Source organism: Nocardia inohanensis NBRC 100128 (genome assembly GCF_001612945.1).
Classification (GTDB): Bacteria; Actinomycetota; Actinomycetes; order Mycobacteriales; family Mycobacteriaceae; genus Nocardia; species Nocardia inohanensis.
This window is the reverse complement of sequence record NZ_BDBK01000018.1, coordinates 92,042-110,402: the sequence shown is the minus strand read 5'-3', so window position 1 is coordinate 110,402 and position 18,361 is coordinate 92,042. Positions and strand designations below refer to the sequence as shown.

The 18,361-nt window shown below is 66.0% G+C and carries 16 protein-coding genes, 2 tRNA genes and 1 pseudogene; 5 read left to right on the top strand and 14 right to left on the bottom strand.

The features are described 5' to 3' along the window. Positions 1-94: 94 nt before the first annotated feature. Positions 95-526 carry a helix-turn-helix domain-containing protein gene (locus NI1_RS33740; protein ID WP_067829515.1) on the top strand — a complete coding sequence of 144 codons (432 nt, stop codon included), beginning with the start codon at positions 95-97 and terminating at the stop codon, positions 524-526. Beyond that, positions 523-1,365: an alpha/beta fold hydrolase gene (locus NI1_RS33735; protein ID WP_067829512.1), complete on the top strand. Its 843-nt coding sequence runs from the start codon at positions 523-525 to the stop codon at positions 1,363-1,365. Before NI1_RS33740 ends, NI1_RS33735 begins: the two co-directional genes overlap by 4 nt. Before the next feature lie 54 nt (positions 1,366-1,419). On the opposite strand, the gene NI1_RS33730 is transcribed toward NI1_RS33735, so the two are convergent. The 4 genes from NI1_RS33730 to NI1_RS33715 all read right to left on the bottom strand — a co-directional run bounded on the left by NI1_RS33730 (position 1,420) and on the right by NI1_RS33715 (position 5,315). Then, on the bottom strand, positions 1,420-2,172 hold the full coding sequence (locus tag NI1_RS33730; protein ID WP_157535495.1) for an amino acid ABC transporter ATP-binding protein: 753 nt from the start codon (positions 2,170-2,172) through the stop codon (positions 1,420-1,422). Between the two features lie 41 nt (positions 2,173-2,213). Continuing rightward, a complete protein-coding gene (locus tag NI1_RS33725; protein WP_067829506.1) occupies positions 2,214-3,167 on the bottom strand; it encodes an amino acid ABC transporter permease in 954 nt (317 codons plus the stop codon). A 6-nt stretch (positions 3,168-3,173) separates the two neighbouring features. After that, entirely contained in the window at positions 3,174-4,079 is a 906-nt protein-coding gene (locus tag NI1_RS33720) for an ABC transporter substrate-binding protein (RefSeq protein ID WP_067829503.1), read from the bottom strand. Between the two features lie 153 nt (positions 4,080-4,232). Next, positions 4,233-5,315 (bottom strand): isocitrate/isopropylmalate dehydrogenase family protein, encoded by a 1,083-nt coding sequence (locus NI1_RS33715; protein WP_067829501.1) that lies wholly within the window; start codon positions 5,313-5,315, stop codon positions 4,233-4,235. A 261-nt stretch (positions 5,316-5,576) separates the two neighbouring features. Here NI1_RS33715 and trxA point away from each other — a divergent pair, with 261 nt between their 5' ends. Then, positions 5,577-5,942, top strand: a complete 366-nt coding sequence (trxA, locus tag NI1_RS33710; RefSeq protein WP_067829498.1) for a thioredoxin — start codon at positions 5,577-5,579, stop codon at positions 5,940-5,942. A 144-nt stretch (positions 5,943-6,086) separates the two neighbouring features. Here trxA and NI1_RS33705 read toward each other — a convergent pair whose 3' ends face one another. Together NI1_RS33705 and polA are read right to left on the bottom strand one after the other, a co-directional pair. Beyond that, the gene (locus NI1_RS33705) at positions 6,087-6,509 is read right to left on the bottom strand and encodes a 2-isopropylmalate synthase (RefSeq protein WP_067829496.1); all 423 of its coding nucleotides are present in this window, start codon (positions 6,507-6,509) and stop codon (positions 6,087-6,089) included. A gap of 477 nt (positions 6,510-6,986) precedes the next feature. Then, positions 6,987-9,722 carry a DNA polymerase I gene (polA, locus tag NI1_RS33700; protein ID WP_067829495.1) on the bottom strand — a complete coding sequence of 912 codons (2,736 nt, stop codon included), beginning with the start codon at positions 9,720-9,722 and terminating at the stop codon, positions 6,987-6,989. Positions 9,723-9,856: 134 nt separating this feature from the next. Between polA and NI1_RS33695 the strand changes: the two genes are divergently transcribed. After that, a tRNA-Trp gene (locus NI1_RS33695) sits at positions 9,857-9,929 on the top strand. A gap of 236 nt (positions 9,930-10,165) precedes the next feature. Here NI1_RS33695 and NI1_RS39690 read toward each other — a convergent pair. From NI1_RS39690 to NI1_RS33670, 6 genes and pseudogenes are all read right to left on the bottom strand, one after another. Continuing rightward, complete coding sequence (locus tag NI1_RS39690) at positions 10,166-10,861, bottom strand: ABC transporter ATP-binding protein (RefSeq protein ID WP_245663550.1); 696 nt, start codon at positions 10,859-10,861, stop codon at positions 10,166-10,168. Between the two features lie 150 nt (positions 10,862-11,011). Further along, positions 11,012-11,956, bottom strand: a pseudogene (locus NI1_RS39685) (ABC transporter ATP-binding protein); the annotation flags it as partial. Then, positions 11,953-13,155 (bottom strand): branched-chain amino acid ABC transporter permease, encoded by a 1,203-nt coding sequence (locus NI1_RS33685; RefSeq protein WP_067829492.1) that lies wholly within the window; start codon positions 13,153-13,155, stop codon positions 11,953-11,955. The gene NI1_RS33685 and the pseudogene NI1_RS39685, both read right to left, overlap by 4 nt. Next, positions 13,152-14,180 carry a branched-chain amino acid ABC transporter permease gene (locus NI1_RS33680; protein WP_067829489.1) on the bottom strand — a complete coding sequence of 343 codons (1,029 nt, stop codon included), beginning with the start codon at positions 14,178-14,180 and terminating at the stop codon, positions 13,152-13,154. The genes NI1_RS33685 and NI1_RS33680 overlap by 4 nt, the downstream gene beginning before the upstream one ends. A gap of 91 nt (positions 14,181-14,271) precedes the next feature. Further along, complete coding sequence (locus NI1_RS33675) at positions 14,272-15,270, bottom strand: branched-chain amino acid ABC transporter substrate-binding protein (protein WP_245663549.1); 999 nt, start codon at positions 15,268-15,270, stop codon at positions 14,272-14,274. A gap of 452 nt (positions 15,271-15,722) precedes the next feature. Next, positions 15,723-16,346 carry an ANTAR domain-containing response regulator gene (locus NI1_RS33670; RefSeq protein ID WP_067829484.1) on the bottom strand — a complete coding sequence of 208 codons (624 nt, stop codon included), beginning with the start codon at positions 16,344-16,346 and terminating at the stop codon, positions 15,723-15,725. Positions 16,347-16,566: 220 nt separating this feature from the next. On the opposite strand from NI1_RS33670, the gene NI1_RS33665 reads away from it, so the two are divergent. Continuing rightward, positions 16,567-16,653: transfer RNA gene (locus NI1_RS33665), tRNA-Leu, on the top strand. 127 nt (positions 16,654-16,780) lie between these two features. Here the strand turns inward: NI1_RS33665 and NI1_RS33660 are convergent. Together NI1_RS33660 and NI1_RS33655 are read right to left on the bottom strand one after the other, a co-directional pair. Then, positions 16,781-17,182 (bottom strand): hypothetical protein, encoded by a 402-nt coding sequence (locus NI1_RS33660; protein ID WP_157535482.1) that lies wholly within the window; start codon positions 17,180-17,182, stop codon positions 16,781-16,783. A gap of 199 nt (positions 17,183-17,381) precedes the next feature. After that, positions 17,382-18,197, bottom strand: a complete 816-nt coding sequence (locus NI1_RS33655) for a diiron oxygenase (protein ID WP_067829480.1) — start codon at positions 18,195-18,197, stop codon at positions 17,382-17,384. Positions 18,198-18,361 lie beyond the last annotated feature (164 nt).

Sequence of the window (18,361 nt, the reverse complement as noted above, 5' to 3'; positions counted from 1 at the left end):
CCGCACCCCCGGGGACGGTTCGGGGCAACAATTACCTAAACTTCCCTATCATTACCTATTGCAACTTCATTTAGGTGCGTTTACGGTAATTCACATGACCGAACGCCTCTACTCCGTCGAAGACGTAGCCGAACGCCTCGGCCTGCACGTCCGCACCGTCCGCAGTTACGTGCGCGACGGCAAGCTCCCCGCCACCCGCATCGGCAAGCAGTACCGGATCACGCAATCGGATCTGGAGGCGTTCACCGGCACCCCCGTCCCCGCCACCGCCCGCGAATCCGCCGCGCGGGAACGCCACGCCGAAGTGTCGAGCATCGTCGAGATCGACGCCGTCGACCGCGGCACCGCCGATCGGCTGAGCACCCTGCTCACCGGTGCGACCGGCAATCGCCACCCCGGCGACCAGCCGCTGCGCTTCCAAACCTTCTACGACGCGGAGCGCGCCCGCCTGAAAGTCATTGTCGTAGGCGGCCTGAGCGAGACCGCCCGGCTGCTCGAGTACATGGAGGGAGTGCTCGCCTCATGAGCACCATCTACAAATCCGAAGCCGGCGCCGAGACCATCGCGCGGCGCTATGAAGCCCTGCTCGAACAGTGGCCCGTCCCCGCCGAACACCGGGATATCCCGACCCGTGAGGGCGACACCTTCGTTCTGATCTCCGGCCCGGCCGACGCACCGCCCCTGGTGCTGCTGCACGGTTCGGGCGGCAACTCCGCCACCTGGCTGGGCGATATCGCCTCCTGGTCCGGGCATTTCCGCACCTACGCGGTGGACATGCCCGGCGAACCGGGCGGCAGCGCACCCTCCCGCCCCACATTGGCCTCCGAAGAGGTCGCGCTCTGGCTCGACGATGTCCTTGCCGGACTGCGCATTTCGCGAACAGCGCTACTGGGAATCTCCCTGGGCGGCTGGACCGCAACGGATTACGCCATCCGCCGCCCCGGCAAGGTCTCCGCACTGGCGCTGCTGTGCCCCGGCGGTATCGGCGGGCAGCGCTACGGCTGGATGTTCAAGGCGATCCTGCCCCGCCTGTTCGGCCGCCACGATCCCCGCCGATCCGCCGGTGTCGTAACCGGTTTGACCGGCCCCGAACTCGAATCCATCCTCGATGACGTAGTCCTGACCTTCGAACACTTCAAACCCCGCACCGAACGCCTCCCCCGGTTCACCGACGACCAGCTGGCGAGCCTGTCCATGCCGGTGCTCGCCATCGTCGGCGATCGGGATGTCATGTTCGACTCCGCCGAAACCGCCCGCCGGATAACGAAATTCGTGCCGAACCACACAATGCGGGTACTGCCCGGTGTCGGCCACGCCGTCCTCGGGCAAACGGAGACGGTGCTCGAGTTCCTCACCGCACCCTGAACGAGAACCGCCCCGCCCCGAACGATCGGAGCGGGGCGGAATTCACCTGTCCGGTCAGAGGATTCGCGACAGGAACGCCTTGGTGCGATCGTGCTGCGGGTTGGCCAGCACCTCGCGCGGGTCCCCCGCCTCCACCACCACGCCGCCGTCCATGAACACCAGCTGATCGGCGACCTCACGGGCGAAGCCCATTTCGTGCGTCACCACCACCATGGTCATGCCGTCGGCGGCGAGTTCCCGCATGACGCCCAGGACCTCGCCGACCAGCTCCGGATCCAGCGCCGAGGTCGGTTCGTCGAACAGCATCAGCTTGGGATCCATCGCCAGCGCCCGCGCGATCGCCACCCGCTGCTGCTGTCCGCCGGACAACTGCGCCGGATAGGCATCGGCCTTGTCCGCCAAGCCGACTCGCGCCAGCAGGTCCTTGGCGCGTTTGACGGCATCGGCCTTCTTGAGCTTCTTGACCTGGGTCGGCGCTTCGATGACGTTCTCCAGCGCCGTGCGGTGCGGGAACAGGTTGAAGTGCTGGAACACCATGCCGATATCGCGGCGCTGCCGGGCCGCCTCGCGCGGATGCAGCTCGTAGAGCTTGCCGTTCTTCTCCTGGTAGCCGACGAGTTCGCCGTCCACGTAGAGCCGGCCGGCATTCACCTGCTCGAGATGGTTGATGCAGCGCAGGAAGGTGGATTTGCCCGAACCCGAGGGCCCGATCAGGCACATCACCTCGCCGCGCTTCACCTCCAGCGAGATGCCCTTGAGCACCTGCAAGGCGCCGAAGTTCTTGCACACCCGGTCGGCGGCGACCATCAGCTCACCGGAACCCGTTGCGGCCTTGGACATGTCGAGACTCACTGGCCCTCCACCGCCGATCGCTGCATATTGGCCAGCGCCCGCAGCTGCTTGTCGGTCAGCTGCCGCGACAGCCCCCGCGAGTAGTACCGCTCCAGGTAGAACTGGCCGACCATGAGCACGCTGGTGACCGCGAGGTACCAGGTGGCCGCGACCAGCAGCAGCGGAATCGGCTGGAAGTTCACGCTGTAGATATCGCGCGCCCGGCCGTACAGGTCGGTGGTGAGCGGGATGGCGGTGACCAGGGTGGTGGTCTTGAGCATGGAGATCAGCTCGTTGCCGGTGGGCGGAATGATCACCCGCATGGCCTGGGGCAGCACGGTGCGGCGCATGGTCTGCGTCCACGACATGCCCAGCGCCACCGACGCCTCGCGCTGGCCCTCACCGACGGAATTGATTCCGGCGCGCACGATCTCGGCCATATAGGCGGCCTCGTTGAGGCCCAGGCCGATCATGGCGAAGAAGAACGGCGCCGACCAGTGCTGCACATCGAAGTGCGCCAGCGACGGGCCGAACGGCACCCCGACGGTGATGGTCTTGTAGAGCGAGGGGAACAGGCCCCAGAACACCAGCTGCACGTAGACCGGGGTACCGCGGAAGATCCACAGGTACGCCCAGGCGACCGAGCGCAGCACCGGGTTCGGCGAGAGCCGCATGACGGCCAGCACCACGCCCAGTACCACGCCGATGGCCATGGCGAGCACGGTCAGTTCCAGGGTCACCAACGCGCCCTTGGCGATTCGCACATCGCCGAGGTACTTGAAGTAGGTGTTCCAGTGATAGGCCTCGTTGGTGGCCGCGCCGTAGACGAACAGCGCCAGGGCCACCAGGATTACCGCGGCCGCGATCCACCGGCCCGGCCGTCGCAGCGGAATCGCTTTGATCGGCTCGGGCTCGGTGCTGCTCGCGACCGTCGCAGCCGAGGCTGCGGTTTTACTCTCGTCCTGCGACATGGCCGATTACGAGGCGCCGTTGATGACCGACTTGGAGATCGCGCCCTCCTGGACACCCCAGGCTTCGGCGATCTTCTTGTACTGGCCGTTGTCCATCAGGTACTGCACGGCCTCCTGGAGGACCGGGGCCAGCGCGGAGCCCTTCTTGACCGGCCAGCCGTAGGGGGCCGAGTCGAAGATCTTGCCGGACAGCTCGATCTTGTCGCCGGCCTGCTTGACCGCGTAGGCGGTCACCGGGGAGTCGGCGGAGAAGGCGTCCACCTGGCCGTCGACCAGGGCGCGCGCGGCCTGGGCCTGCTCGTCGTAGGCGACCTTGGTGATCTCGGGCTTACCGGCGGCCACGCACTTGGCGGACTTGGCCGGGATCTCGTCGGTGTCCTGAACGGTGGTGCGCTGCACCGCGACTCGCTTACCGCAGGCGTTGTCCGGGTCGACCGTCTTGCCCTTCTGCTGGGCCCACTGCGAGCCGGCGTTGAAGTAGGTGACGAAGTCGGCGGTCTGCTCGCGGTCCTTGTTGTCGGTGAAGGAGGACATGCCGAGGTTGTAGGTGCCCGCCTCGATGGCCGGGATGATCTTCTCGAAGTCGGCTTCCTTGTAATCGGCGGATAGGCCGAGCACCTTGGCGACCGCGTCCATCAGATCGACGTCGAAGCCGACGATCTTGCCCGAGCTCGGGTCCCGGTACTCGTTCGGCTGGTAGGGCACGTTCACGCCGACGGTCAGCTTGCCGGTCGACTTGACGTTGTCGGGCACCTTGGCGGCGATGGTGTCCACCTTGGCCACATCGACCTTGCCGGCCTCGGGCTGAGTGGTCTCGGAGTTGCTGGTACACGCGGTGAGCGCGAGGGCGCCGCCGGCGAGTACACAGGCGGCCCGCAGGGCACGCCCGCGGAGTGAGTTACGAACAGACACAGCAGTCCTCCACAGTTCGGTTGCGCGACATCCGGGCGTCGCCCGCCATTTGAAACTTAGGCGGGTCGGACCGTCCGTGTGGGTCGGTAACCGAACATTAATCGGCGACACGCTGTCGCGTGGCCGAACACGCCCGGTCCCGGAAGTGCGCGCTCACCAGCGGTGCAGCCTGGCGCGCACCTGCTCGGTGAATTCGGTCGTAGATGCTAACCCACCCAAATCGGATGTGGCGACACCGGCCCGCAACGTCTCCGCTACCGCATGTTCAATTCGCTCCGCGGCACGGTAGAGCGCGCTGTGCGAATCCCGGGTTCCCAGCCAGCGCAGCATGCCGACCGCGGAGAGGATCAGGGCGATCGGGTTGGCGCGATTGTGCCCGGCCAGCGTGGGCGCCGCGCCGTGCACGGCCTGGGCCATGGCCTGGGTGTCGGAGCTGTTGAGCGAGGCCGCCATGCCGAGCGAACCGCTCAGTTCGCCGGCCAGATCGGAGAGGATGTCGCCGAAGAGGTTCTCGGTCACGATGACGTCGAAATCGGCGGGCGTGCGGACCAGCAGGGCGGCCATGGCGTCGACATGCTCGTCGGTCACCTCGACATCCGGATACTCCAGCGCCACTTCGTAACATACGTCCCGGAACAGGCCCATGGTCATCGGCAGCACGTTCGCCTTGTGCACGACCGTGACCTTCTTGCGGCGCCGGCTCGCGATCTTGAACGCCTGATGCGCGATCTTCTCGATGGCCGGGCGGGTGAAGACGCCGACGGCGAGGGCCATGTCCTGGCTGGGCCGGAACTCACCGGAACCGGCGAACATATTGCGGTCGGCGTAGAGCCCTTCGCTGTTCTCCCGCACGATGATCAGATCCATGTCCTCGGCGACCGCGCGCACGCCTTCGTGGGTACGGGCCCAGCGGATGTTCGCGTACAGCCCGAAGCGTTTGCGCACCGCGCCCGCCGGCGGCAGGCCGGCCCGGTGCTCGGGCGCGTAGGAGGCGCTGTCGTGCGGACCCATGATCCAGGCGTCGAACTCCTCGAGCGCCTTCAACGTCTGTTCCGGTACGGGCGTGCCGTATTCGGCGATGGCGGCGTGGCCGATGAGCAGCGGCACCCATTCGATCGGCGGCAGGCCCACGATCTCCACGGCGTCATCGACCACCGCGCGGGTCGCGGCCACGACCTCCGGGCCGATCCCGTCGCCCTCGATCAATCCCAGCCGTAAGGTCTCGCTGTCGTTCATCCCGCTATCCTCGCGCAATTGCTCCGGCCCCGCCGCCTCGGCACACGCCCGCGCACATATCGCAACCTGTGCGCGCGAACGGGACCGACCGGCACGGAATCGGCCGGGTGATGCGCGATAGCGGGCCGAAAAGATTTCCGGTCTACGGTTGTGGGTAACCGGCGGTGGGACGGTGACCGGCGTAGGGAGCGGCCGGTCACGCCAGGAACATAGCCGCGGGGCCCGGTGTTGGACCGGGTAAACCGACCACGAGAGGACACCATGGCCACCAAGACCCTGACCGAGCAGAACTTCGACGAGACCGTCACCGGGAGCGACGTCGTGCTCGTCGATTTCTGGGCTTCCTGGTGCGGGCCGTGCCGCGCCTTCGCCCCGACCTTCGAGGCCTCCTCCGAGAAGCACCCCGACGTGGTGTTCGGCAAGGTCGATACCGAGGCCGAGCAGGGGCTGGCCGCGGCGGCGAACATCCGCTCGATTCCGACCATCATGGCGTTCCGTGAAGGCGTGCTCGTTTTCGCGCAGCCCGGCGCCCTCCCCGCCGACGCCCTCGAGGACCTGATCGGTCAGGTTCAGGCGCTGGACATGGAAGAGGTGCGCAAGCAGCTCGCCGAGCAGCAGGCGCAGTAACCGGCAACCGATCTAGCGCCGCAGCCCCGAAGGAGCTGCGGCGCTTGCGGTTTCAGGGCGCGCACGACCGCGACCGAGGTGGGAGCCACCTCACCTACACGATCCCGCCCCCGCTGCATCGGCAGCGGGGGCGGTTTTCGTTTCTCAGAATCGAGTACCGAGGTGGTTGATCCCGGCGATCATCGCCCGGATCGACGACTCGGCGGAGTCGTCGGCGAGCGCCGCACCCCAGCCGCGACGGCCGTTGAATTCGCACTGCACGAAGGTCGCGAAGCCGCATTCGGTACGCCGCTGATGGAATTGCAGGATCTCGACGGGGTAGCCCTCGTCGTAGAGCGCGGAGGTGAGCGCCGCCACCGGGCTGCCCATCGCGACGAAAGTGCGCAGGCGGTCGGCGATTTCGAGGGTCGCCGTATGTCCGATGGAGGTCCATTCGCTGAGCTTGATCGGACCGCTGTGCTCGCAGTACCGATCGTGGAACTCGGCGGGGGTCAGGCTGCTGGCCTCGGCCTTCAGGCTCGCGGGGGCAGCGGCGATGAACATGTGGGCATCAAGTGTGATGGTCATTGAACTAGGTCTTCCCGACTTCTTCCGAAGAAATGGCAGAGGGGACCAGCAGAAGTGTTCAAGCGGCCGCAGCGAGGGGCCGGTCCGAATCAGACCCCGCTACGGCGGAGAACTACGAGTACGCGCGCCACAGTCACCATCGCGGTGAGCGGAAGAAGCGTTGCACGGTCGCGGTCGGCGACACCTCGCGCAAGCTTGCGACTGTAGACGGGATTCGGCACGGCACCGAGCATAGGGGCACTCCTCGTCGATAGCAACCATATTCGCAATCGACCCACGAGTAACTTGTCGCAGGTCACCCGGTATGTCAGTGCCAGATTAGGAGTGCCGGGGGTCACAGTCGGCAAACCCCGCCGGGCGCCGGATCGAACGTCTCGTGAACACCCGCCGCTCACAGCGGTTTTCCGACTCTTCGGACAATACGAAAACGCCCGCCCCCGGAGTGGGAGGCGGGCGATTCCGACCGTTCGGTTGGTCTCAGTGCGCGGCGGCATCCCAGCTGCGGCCGACACCGACCGACACCTCGAGCGGCACCGAGAGTTCGATGGCGTTCGACATGTGTTCGCGGGCAAGCGCTTCCAGCTGCTCGCGTTCGCCCGGCACCACCTCGAAGACGAGTTCGTCGTGGATCTGGAGCAGCATGCGGGATTTCAGTCCCGCGGCGCGAATGGCCTGCTGCGTGTCGATCATGGCGACCTTGATGATGTCGGCCGCGGTGCCCTGGATGGGCGCGTTGAGGGCCATGCGCTCAGCGGCCTCGCGGCGCTGCCGGTTGCTGGAGTCCAGATCCGGCAGGTAGCGGCGGCGGCCGAAGAGGGTTGAGGTGTAGCCGACCTTGCGGGCCTGCTCCACCGCGTCCTGGAGGTAATCGCGGATCGCGCCGAAGCGGTTGAAGTAGATGTCCATCTGGACCTTGGCCTCTTCGGCGCTGATCTTCAACTGCTGCGACAGGCCGTACGCCGACAGGCCGTAGGCCAGACCGTAGGACATGGCCTTGATGCGGCGGCGCAGCTCCGGATCGACATCGGAGATCGGGATGTCGAAGGCCTTGGATGCCACGAAGGTGTGCAGGTCCTCACCGGAGTTGAACGCCTCGATCAGACCCTCGTCCTTGGACAGGTGCGCCATGATCCGCATTTCGATCTGGCTGTAGTCGGCGGTCATCAGCGATTCGTAGCCGGGTCCGACCACGAAGGTGTCGCGGATGCGGCGGCCGGTGTCGGTGCGGATCGGAATGTTCTGGAGGTTCGGCTCGGTGGAGGAGAGGCGTCCGGTCGCGGCGACGGTCTGATTGAAGGTGGTGTGGATGCGCCCGTCGTCGGCGACCGACTTGAGCAGGCCGTCCACGGTCACCTTCAGGCGGGTGGCGTCGCGGTGCTCGAGCAGGTGTTGGAGGAAGGGGTGCTGAGTCTTCTCGTAAAGGCTTTCCAGCGCATCGGCATCGGTGGTGTAGCCGGTCTTGGTGCGCTTGGTCTTGGGCATGTCGAGTTCGTCGAAGAGCACGACCTGGAGCTGTTTGGGCGAGCCGAGGTTGATCTGCTTGCCGATGACGCCATAGGCGGCCTCGGCGGCTTCGGCCACCCGGTCGGCGAATTCGCGCTGAAGCTCTTCCAGGTGCGCGGAGTCGACTTCGATGCCGGCCTGCTCCAGTTCGGCGAGCACGCTCAGCAGCGGGAGCTCCATATCGCGCAGCAGGGCCATGGATTCGATGCGCTCGAGTTCGGCGTCGAAAGCATCGGCGAGGTCGGATACGGCGCGAGCGCGCAGCATCTCGCCCTGGGCGATCTCCTCGTCGGCCGCCCCCTCCTCGTCCAGCAGCGACAGCTGGGCCTCGCCCGAATCCTCCACGCGCAGTTCGCGACTCAGGTAGCGCAGCGACAGGTCGTCCAGGTTGAAGGTGCGCTGACCGGGGCGGACCAGGTAGGCCGCCAGCGCCGTATCACTGGTGAGACCGCCCAGTTTCCAGCCGCGGCCGGCGAGCGCGTGCATGGCGGCCTTCGCCTCGTGCACGGCCTTCGGCGTGTCCGGGTCGGCGAGCCACGCGCCCAGCGCCTTCTCGTCCTCGGAGGTCAGGGCGATCACATCGATGTACGCGCCCTCACCGCCGGCGCCGGCGATCGCGATGGCCTTCACATCACCGTGGATCGGCGTACCGGCGCCTACCACCGAAAGCCCGTGCCGCTCACCGGTTTTGGCGTGTTCGCTCAACCAGTCGCCGACCGCGCCCGGGGTGAGCGCCGCACCGCTGATCTCGAACCCGGACTCCGCTTCCGGCTCGACCGGCGCGAGGGTGTCGAACAGCCGGTCGCGCAGCACCCGGAATTCCAGGTCATCGAAGAGGCGGTGGATCTTGTCCCGATCCCACGGCTGCATGGCCAGTTGATCCGGTGTGTACGGCAGCGGCACCGTCTTCACCATCTCGGTCAGCTGCCGGTTCAGCACCACGCTGGACAGGTTGGCGCGCAAGGCATCCCCCACCTTGCCCTTCACGGTGTCCACCTTGTCCACCAGCGTCGCCAGATCCCCGTACTCGCGAATCCACTTGGTAGCGGTCTTCTCCCCCACCCCCGGAATGCCCGGCAGATTGTCACTCGGGTCCCCGCGCAAAGCCGCGAAATCCGGGTACTGCTGGGGCGTCAGCCCGTACTTCTCCTCGACGGCGGCCGGCGTGAACCGGGTGAGCTCCGAAACCCCCTTCTTCGGATACAGCACCGTCACATCGTCATTCACCAATTGCAGCGAATCCCGGTCGCCGGTGACGATCAAAACCTTGTACCCCTGCGGCACCGCCTGCGTCGTCAGCGTGGCGATAAGGTCATCCGCCTCGTACCCGTCGATCGCCATCACCGGAATCCCCAGCGCCCCCAGCACCTCCTGGGTGACCTCCACCTGCCCCCGGAACTCGTCCGGCGTGGTCGCCCGATTCGCCTTGTACTCCGGATACGCCTCGGTCCGGAACGTCTTCCGGCTCACATCGAACGCCGCCGCCACATGCGTAGGCTTCTCGTCCCGCAACAAATTGATCAGCATCGCGGTGAACCCGTAAACCGCATTGGTGGTCTGCCCACTGTGCGTCTTGAAGTTCTCCGCCGGCAACGCGTAGAACGCGCGATAAGCCAGCGAATGCCCATCCAGCAGCAGCAACGTCGGCTGTTCGGTGGCGGTAGGCGCGGACACGGCACTCGGACGCTGATCGGTAGAGGCAGGGGTCACGCCAGAGAGTCTAGGGAGCCCCACCGACATCCGTGCGCAGTGGGCGCATCCCGCCTGTCGCCGCAGGTCGCACCGCAGCCGGCGAAATCGATTTCCTTCCCCGCGTCGCCACCTGGTAGCGTGACCGCACGCGAAGGGGCGTAGCTCAACTGGCAGAGCAGCGGTCTCCAAAACCGCAGGTTGCAGGTTCAAGTCCTGTCGCCCCTGCAAGACTTCGGGCCGGTTACTCATCGAGTAGCCGGCCCGAAGTGTGTTCGGGGGTCACCAGGGGGCAGCGTTGTCCCAGGCTTGGTCTTGCAGGTGTGGATCCGTAAGGCGTTCAGGGAGATTCACCGGTTTGCCGGTGCGGCCGTAGTCGTGCGTATCGCGCCGCGAGGGGCGGGCGCACAGCATTCGGGCCGGTCACCCTGCACGCGCGACCGGCCCGAATGTCTCGGCGCGGGCTAACCCACGCCGAGGTAGGCGGATTTCACCGCCGGATCGTGCAGCAGGGCCGAGCCCTCGCCGGTCTTGGTCACCTCGCCGGTTTCCAGGATGTAGGCGCGGTCGCTGCGGGTGAGCGCCTGCTGGGCGTTCTGTTCCACCAGCAGGACCGTGGTGCCCTGGTCGTTGATGTCGGCGATGATCTGGAAGATCTGCTGAATCACCATGGGGGCCAAGCCCATCGACGGTTCGTCGAGCAGCAGCAGCTTGGGGCGGGCCATCAAGGCGCGGCCGATGGCGAGCATCTGCTGTTCGCCGCCGGAGAGGGTGCCGCCGACCTGTTTGCGGCGTTCGGCCAGGCGCGGGAAGAGCTCGAAGACCCAGTCCAGGGTGTCGCCGTACTCGGCCTTGCTGTCGAAAGGCCGGGCGTGGCAGCCCATGTCGAGGTTTTCCTGGACCGTCATACCGGGGAAGACGCCGCGGCCCTCGGGTGCTTGGATGAGCCCGGAGACGACGCGTTCGTGCGCCTTCCTGCGGGTGATGTCCTTGCCCTGGAAGAGGATTCGGCCGCCGGTCAAGGGCAGCAGGCCGGAGAGCGCCCGCATGGTGGTGGTCTTGCCGGCGCCGTTCGCGCCGAGCAGGGTCACCAGCTCGCCCTGGCCGACGGTCAGCGAAATCCCGTGCAGTGCTTGGATTCTGCCGTAGTTGACCTTCATATCCTCGACTTCGAGGAGCGGCTCGGGGGCGGGCTCCGGGGCCGGGGGCTCGAGATCCTTGACGGCTTCGAAGACCGTCGTGGTGGTGGTGTCGGCGGGTGAGGGCGCGATCTTGCGGATTTCGGGTTCCGCCGCAACGGGTTTCGCGGCGTCGTCGGGCACGCCCAGATACGCGTTGATGACCGCCTGGTTCTCCCGGATCTCTTCGGGCAATCCGTCCGCGATCTTCCGGCCGAACTCCAGCACCACGATCCGGTCGGTGACACCCATGACCAATCGCATATCGTGCTCGATCAGCAGCACCGTGTAACCGTCGTCGCGGATCTTGTGGATGAGATCCATCAGCGCCGACTTCTCGCTCGGATTGAATCCGGCCGCGGGCTCGTCCAGGCACAGCAGTTTGGGTTCGGTGGCCAGCGCGCGGGCGATCTCCAACCGGCGTTGGTCACCGTAGGAGAGGTTGCGCGCCTTCTCCACCGCGTGCGGCGCGATCCCCACGAATTCCAGTAGCGCCATACCTCTTTCGATGGCGTCGCGCTCCTCGCGCCGGTGCCGTGCGGTGCGGAACACCGCGCCGGGTACCGAGGTTTTGTGCCGCGCGTCCGCACCGACCACCACGTTCTCCAGGGCCGTCATCTCGGCGAAGAGCCGGATGTTCTGGAAGGTGCGGGCGATACCGAGCCGGGTGATCTCGTTGCGCTTGGTCTTGGTGAGCGGCTTGCCGTCGAAGTACACGGTGCCGCCCGCGGGCCGATACACGCCGGTGATGGCGTTGAAGCAGGTCGTCTTGCCCGCCCCGTTCGGCCCGATCAAGCCCAGGATCTCGCCGCGCTTGATCTCGAAGCTGACATTGTCGAGCGCGGTGAGGCCACCGAACTTGACCGTCAGCCCGTCGGTGCGCAAAAGCGGTGCGCCGACGGCGGTTTCGATCTCGCGATGCGGTGCGACGACCTCGGCGACGACCTTCTCATCGGAGTAGATCGGCAGCACTTCGGTCACATCGAGCATGCCCGCACTGGGCGTGGCCTCGGGCGCCTCGGTGTATCCGGCCGCCATGTCCTCGTTGTCGAAGAGCGCTCCACCGGGCCCGGTCATGACTGCACTCCCGCCGGTACCGGCTCGGGCGTGCGGCGCACCGCGCGGTACACCTGCCGTCCGTAGGCGAGCAGTTTCTGACGCGCGGGGAACAACCCCTGCGGCCGGAAGATCATCACAACCACCAATGCGACACCGAAGAACAGGTACTTGTAGTCACCGAGCGACTGCCCGCCGATCTGCACCGACATGAATCGGTTCGGCAGGTACACGATCAGGAACGCGCCCACGATCACGCCCAGCTTGTTGCCCTGGCCGCCGATCACGACCGCGCACAGGAACAGCATCGAGTTGATGATGTTGAACCCGGGCGGGGCGACGAACTGCACCTGGCCCGCGTAGAGCGCCCCGGACAATCCGCCGATGGACGCGCCGATCAGGAACGCCCACAGTTTGAATTTGAAGGTCGGCACGCCCATGATCTCGGCGGCGTCCTCGTCCTCGCGGATCGCCACCCAGGCGCGGCCCACCCGGCTGCGCTCCAGATTGCCGACCACCAGCAGCACCAGGATCACCAGCACCATGCCGAGCCAGAACCACCAGGCGCCGGAGCTGGCCCGGTCCAGCGGATTGGTCACATCGCTGTCGCCGAGATTGCCGGAGGAGAAGTAGCCCGTCGGGTGATCGTCGGAGACGCCGACATGCGGGTAGGCGATACCCGCCAAACCCAGACTGCCATTGGTGATCTCGCCGAGATTGTCGGCCATCAACCGCACGATCTCACCGAAGCCCAGGGTCACGATGGCCAGATAGTCACCGCGCAGCCGCAGCGTCGGCGACCCGAGAATCAGGCCCGACACCGCGGTGATCGCGATGGCGATCGGCACACAGGCCCACCACGCCCAGCTCGGTTTCAGCCAGCCGCCCTCGTCGAGCTGATTCCACGGGCTGTTCGGACTGGTGAGCAGACCCACCGTGTACGCGCCGACCGCGTAGAAGCCGACATAGCCGAGGTCGAGCAGACCCGCTTGGCCGACAACGACATTCAGGCCGATGGCGATGAGCGCGATCATGGCGAACTGCGCCATGACGCCGGCGAAACTGGTGCCCGGGGTGTCGATCAGCGGTGGCGGGTACAGCGGCAGGAACGCCAGCAGAATGATCGCGGGAACGCCGACCGCCCACTGCATGGGCCGCGACAATCCGCCCCACCAGCTCCGAAGCTTGTCGCCCACACCGCGTTTGGCTGTCTCGGTCATGCGCGCGCCCTCCCCAGGCTTTCACCGAGAATGCCGGTGGGGCGGAACATCAGCACGATCACCAGCACCAGGAAGGCCACCACGTCGCGCCATTGGGTGCCGAGCAGGATCTGGCCGTAGTTCTCCACCAGGCCCAGGATCAATCCGCCCAGCAGCGCGCCGCGCAGATTGCCGATACCGCCGAGCACCGCGGCGCTGAACGCCTTGATGCCCAGGATGAATCCGCCCGAATAGATGATGCCGTTGGGGATCTTCAGCGTGTACAGCAGCGCCGCCGCGCCGGCGAGCAGCCCGCCCACCAGGAAGGTCAGCATGATGATCTTCTCGCGGGAGACGCCCATCAGCGTCGCGGTATCGGGATCCTGCGCGACCGCGCGAATACCGCGCCCGAATTTGGTTCTGTTGATGAGCAATTCGGTGCTGATCGCCAGCCCCACCGCCGACAGGATGATCACCAGCGTGATGTTCGTGACCGATGCGCCGAAGATCGAGAACTGCTCGGTCGGCTGCACCAGGATGATCGGCTGCTGGGCATTGGTGCCGCCCAGCCGCGGCGAGATCTTGGGCAGCACGTAGTGCACGAACTCCTGCAACACGAACGACATGCCGATCGCCGTGATCAGGAAGATCAAGGGTTTCGCACCGCGTTTGCGCAGCGGGCGATACGCGACGCGCTCCAGGCCGACCGCGGCCCCACCGGCCACCGCCATACCGATCAGCATCGCGAGGATCAGGTAGACGACCGTCAGCACCAGACCCTTGGAATAGGCATTACCGCTGGGCTCGAACCCCAGCGCCATCAAGCCCACATACTGGCCGAACATGCCCACCATGAATATTTCCGAATGGGCGAAATTGATCAGCCGCAACACACCGTAGACCAGTGTGTAACCCACCGCGACCAAGGCGTAAATCGAGCCGTAGGACAAACCGTCCACGGTGAGCCGCCAGAATTGGTCGACCACCCCCGAAACGTTGAAATCGATCGACCCCGCGAGCAGGGTCGTCGCAACGGGAAAACTCATTCGCTACTCTCGCCGTCGAGGAAGACGCGTGTGCCGGGAATCGGCGGATCTCACCGGATTCCCGGCACACGCGGCATTCCGAATGCCTGAACTACTTGCCTGCCGCCGTGATGCCCTTCAGCACGATGGTGGTCAGGTCGTAGCCCTCGGTCGAATAGGTGCCGGCATCGAAACCACTCGACGCCTTGTACGCCGAAGCGAACGAATCCGGCGCCGGGCCACACGGGCAGGAGAGCAGCGCGCCGGTGGCGGCATTACCCGCCTGCTTCACGAATTCGACATCCTTGGTGCCGTCCGCGGAGATGAACTCCGCGGTCACACCGCCCGAACGCAGCTGCTGCACCAGCGGGGCAGCCTCGGCGTAGTAACCGGCGTAGTAGATGGCGTCCGGCTTGGCCGAGTTCAGCTTGGAGACAACGGCCGAGAAGTCCTTGTCGCCCTCCTTCACATCCGCGGCGCAACCGGCGTCGGCGATGGGGCCGAGGGTTTCGGTCAGGTTCTTGGCCAGGCCGGTGCCGTACTCGGTGTTGTCCTTGACGACGCAGACCTTCTTGTACTTGCCGCTGGTCTGGAGGTACTTGGCCACCGCCGGGCCCTGCACCGCGTCATTGCCGAGGCCGCGGAAGAAGGTCTTCCAGTTGTTCTTGGTGAGGTCGGGGTTGGTGGCGGACGGGGTCAGCGCGAGCAGGTTCGCCTCGCTGAGCACCTGGCCGGTCGCCTTGGTCTCGCCGGAGAAGGTCGGGCCGATGAGCGCGACGATCGACTTGTCGTTGATGATCGTCGGGATGACCTGGGTGGCCTTCTGCGGGTTGCCCTCGGTGTCGAACTCCTTGAGGGTGACCTTGCAGCCCGGGTTGGCCTTGTTGAACTCGTCGAGCGCGAGCCGCACGCCGCGCACGATGTTCAGGCCGAGGTTGGCGTTCGGGCCGGTCAGCGGGCCGGCCATGGCGATGGACTGCTCGGTGCAGGTGGCCTTGCCGTCACCGGCGGCCTTCGCGGCGGCGGCCTGGTCGGTGGCGGCGACCTCCTTGCCGGAGCTGTCGATCTGCACCACGGGCTTGATCTCGCCCGAGGGGTCGACCTTGTACATCCAGATCAGGGCCTTCTCGAGCTCGCCGTTGGAGCCCCATTTGTAATTGCGCGCCAGACCCGGGCCGTCGTACGACTTCACGAATTCGACCATCTTCGACCGGTTCTTCTTACCGGTGTCGTCGCTCGACGAACTGCTGCAACCGGCCACGGTGAGCGCGACGGCCGCGCCGAGCGCCACCGCCACCTGTACCGTGCGCCACCCTCGCCTACTGCCGCGCGTCTTTGAACCAAGCACGATTCACCTCAATGTTCTGTGCTCCCCGGATCGCCGGGCGGGCCGCCTCATCTATCGGCCTGGCTCAGAACATATCCCCACCACGTTAGCTCCGCATCACATTCGGGTCATCCATGTGACATCGCAACCAATGAAACAGCCCCTCGTGTTACCGCTGCGTAAAGCAGTTCCGCATATCGGTGGCAACAGAGGGGCTATAACCGAGCAAATCCGGCTTACTTGGGCGCCAGATTCTCCAGTACTACCTCGGCGACGGCCTTCATGGTGGTACGACGGTCCATGGCCGTGCGCTGAATCCACTTGAACGCCTGCGGTTCCGAGAGGCCCTGGGTTTGCATCAGCACACCCTTGGCACGCTCGACCAGCTTGCGCGTCTCCAGCCGATCGGTCAGATTCGCGACTTCGCCTTCCAGCGCGGCGATCTCGTGGAAGCGGCTCGCCGCCAACTCGATCGCCGGCACCAGATCCGACTTGGTGAACGGCTTCACCAGGTACGCCATCGCCCCCGCGTCGCGTGCCCGTTCCACCAGATCCCGCTGACTGAACGCCGTCAGGATCACCACCGGCGCAAGCCGTTTCGAGGCGATCTCCGCCGCCGCGTCGATCCCGTCCCGGCGCGGCATCTTCACGTCCATGATCACCAGATCCGGCCGCATCTCCTCCGCGAGGTCCACGGCCTGCTGCCCGTCCCCCGCCTCCCCCACCACCAGATAACCCTCTTCCGAGAGCATCTCCACGAGGTCCATCCGGATGAGCGCCTCGTCCTCGGCAACCACCACCCGCTTGGGGGCGGACGCCGCGGCATCCTTCTTCGAACCGCCCCCTGCTGTCGTTCCCATAGATGAACCCCTGTCGCTTCGCATACTCAACACCCGAGACCACCGGTCCGACGCCACCCTCGTGGGATCGGCACGCACCCGAGTAACCCAAAGAGTACCGTCCACCCGCCCACACAACCCATCTACCCAGCGCAAACCGACCAGTATCACAACGTCACCCGCGTGTCCCCGCCCGCTTTTGGTCTCCCGACCCAAACCCGCTACACTTTCCCACCGGTGCGCCGGGTTGGCGGAACTGGCAGACGCGACGGTCTCAAAAACCGTTGTCCGGAAGGACGTGTGGGTTCGAGTCCCACACTCGGCACCAAGGTGAAGGGCCGTTTCGAGATCATCGGAACGGCCCTTTCGCTATGCGGACCGCAAGGCCGAAGGCTTTGTGGAACAACCCCTTTCAGCGCCGCCTGATCGAAGATCCGCCGCGCTACCCGGTGGGGTCAGGGGGTGCGGATATAGCCGGATTCGGAATAGGCCGCATGTCTTTCCGCGGCGAACCGCCGACACGCCGATTCGGTATCACCGATGTGCGGAACCACTCCGAGGTCCTCACGGAGTACGTCCTGGAGCAATTTCACCGCCTCCAGCAGGGGGCCGTTCACCCACTTGTGGAATCGCTCGTATGCCTCTTCGTCGTCATCGTTCACAACGACCCTGCGGCGGGCCGCGACCCGGTAGGCGGGGCCGAATCCAGCGGAGACCTCGTCGACGACCTGCAATACCCGATCCGGCACGATCATCTGGGCTCGTGCCCGGACACTGAGGAACCGCGCTCGAACCGAGTCCAGTTGGTCGATGTCGGTCTCCAGCCCGCGATGCCTGTCCACCACAGTGTCGTGCACCGATGAGTACAAATCTCTTGCCGCCGTGTGCAATTCGACATAGACGACACGCTTCTCATCGAACAGTGACTGTCGCTGAGCCGCGGCCCTCTCCGCCACACGCCCGGCACCCTCCAGCCTTTTGGACTTCAAGGTGGCTGCCTGCGCGGCGAACGTGGCGGTCAACGTCCCGAGAACCCCGACCAGGGCCACCGCCAAGCTAGTCAGCTGAGCACCCATCTCCCCACCCACCGGCTCGAGCCAATCCGTCCACGCCACAGTAGCTCTCGGCGCCACGGCGAGCGGGGGTTTGCGGAGCCGAACTCCGGGTGCCTGTGATCGATGCGCGCACTGTGCCGCGGAACAGCGCGATGGCGTCGCGGATGAATCGTGTTCGGGTTATTCCCAATTGGCGGAGGGCGGGACCGTGGTCGAGGGTGACGACGATCGTCGCGCCGGCGAAGACCAGCCACCAGGTGAGGGCGGCGAGGGTTCGGGTGGGGCGGGAGGCGGCGGTGAAGGACTGGCGGAGGCGTTGGATATGGAAGGGAACGTGGCGGCGTTCGTCTTCGAGGATGAGGGATGCCACCTGGGTGGTGAGCGGATCGGCGGTGCCGTCGCGGAGGGCTCGGTAATAGCGGACGGCGATGACCTCCGCGACGGACAGGGTCATCAGTTCGAGGCGCAGGCCCAGCGCCCGGCGCAGGCGGACGAAGACCGCGTCGGTCCAGTGGGAGGAGATGGTTTGGGCGCCTGCGGAATTCAGTAGCTGCTCGAGCAGGCGGGCGTGATTCTGTTCCTCGGCGATGAAGAGGCGGGCGGCGGCCGCGTAGGTGGGATCGCCGGCGGCGTCGGCTTTGCTGACGAGGTTTGCGCCGTCGCCGTCTTCGCCCACCTGGAAACGTTGGATGCTGCGGATCAAGTCCGGATGGAGGGTGGCGGGGCGGGTCCAGTCGGGGTCGCCGGTGCTGCGGCGAGCGCGCGCCTTCGCTTCGAATTCCATGGTCCAGCGGGTGAAGTCGGTGGCGTCGGGCATCGGGGTTCTCCCTGTTCGGGGCCGGGCTACGGAGATCGAGCCTAGGGAGGGGGTGTGGGTATGGGTGGGGGACGTTGTGGAGATTCGGTGCAGAGGGAAGAGGGGATCGAATCTTGCGGTGGGGCCACCGAAGTGGTGTGGCAGGGTGGGGCCGATCGTTTGGT

Bases quoted from the DNA above. Each gene is read 5' to 3' on its own strand.
- NI1_RS33705 (WP_067829496.1), bottom strand. From the start codon at position 6,509: ATGACCATCACACTTGATGCCCACATGTTCATCGCCGCTGCCCCCGCG.
- NI1_RS33670 (WP_067829484.1), bottom strand. From the start codon at position 16,346: ATGGGAACGACAGCAGGGGGCGGTTCGAAGAAGGATGCCGCGGCGTCC.
- trxA (WP_067829498.1), top strand. From the start codon at position 5,577: ATGGCCACCAAGACCCTGACCGAGCAGAACTTCGACGAGACCGTCACC.
- NI1_RS33740 (WP_067829515.1), top strand. From the start codon at position 95: ATGACCGAACGCCTCTACTCCGTCGAAGACGTAGCCGAACGCCTCGGC.
- NI1_RS33685 (WP_067829492.1), bottom strand. From the start codon at position 13,155: ATGACCGAGACAGCCAAACGCGGTGTGGGCGACAAGCTTCGGAGCTGG.
- NI1_RS33735 (WP_067829512.1), top strand. From the start codon at position 523: ATGAGCACCATCTACAAATCCGAAGCCGGCGCCGAGACCATCGCGCGG.
- NI1_RS33715 (WP_067829501.1), bottom strand. From the start codon at position 5,315: ATGAACGACAGCGAGACCTTACGGCTGGGATTGATCGAGGGCGACGGG.
- NI1_RS33725 (WP_067829506.1), bottom strand. From the start codon at position 3,167: ATGTCGCAGGACGAGAGTAAAACCGCAGCCTCGGCTGCGACGGTCGCG.
- NI1_RS33730 (WP_157535495.1), bottom strand. From the start codon at position 2,172: ATGGTCGCCGCCGACCGGGTGTGCAAGAACTTCGGCGCCTTGCAGGTG.
- NI1_RS33655 (WP_067829480.1), bottom strand. From the start codon at position 18,197: ATGCCCGACGCCACCGACTTCACCCGCTGGACCATGGAATTCGAAGCG.
- NI1_RS33680 (WP_067829489.1), bottom strand. From the start codon at position 14,180: ATGAGTTTTCCCGTTGCGACGACCCTGCTCGCGGGGTCGATCGATTTC.
- NI1_RS39690 (WP_245663550.1), bottom strand. From the start codon at position 10,861: ATGAAGGTCAACTACGGCAGAATCCAAGCACTGCACGGGATTTCGCTG.
- NI1_RS33675 (WP_245663549.1), bottom strand. From the start codon at position 15,270: ATGTACAAGGTCGACCCCTCGGGCGAGATCAAGCCCGTGGTGCAGATC.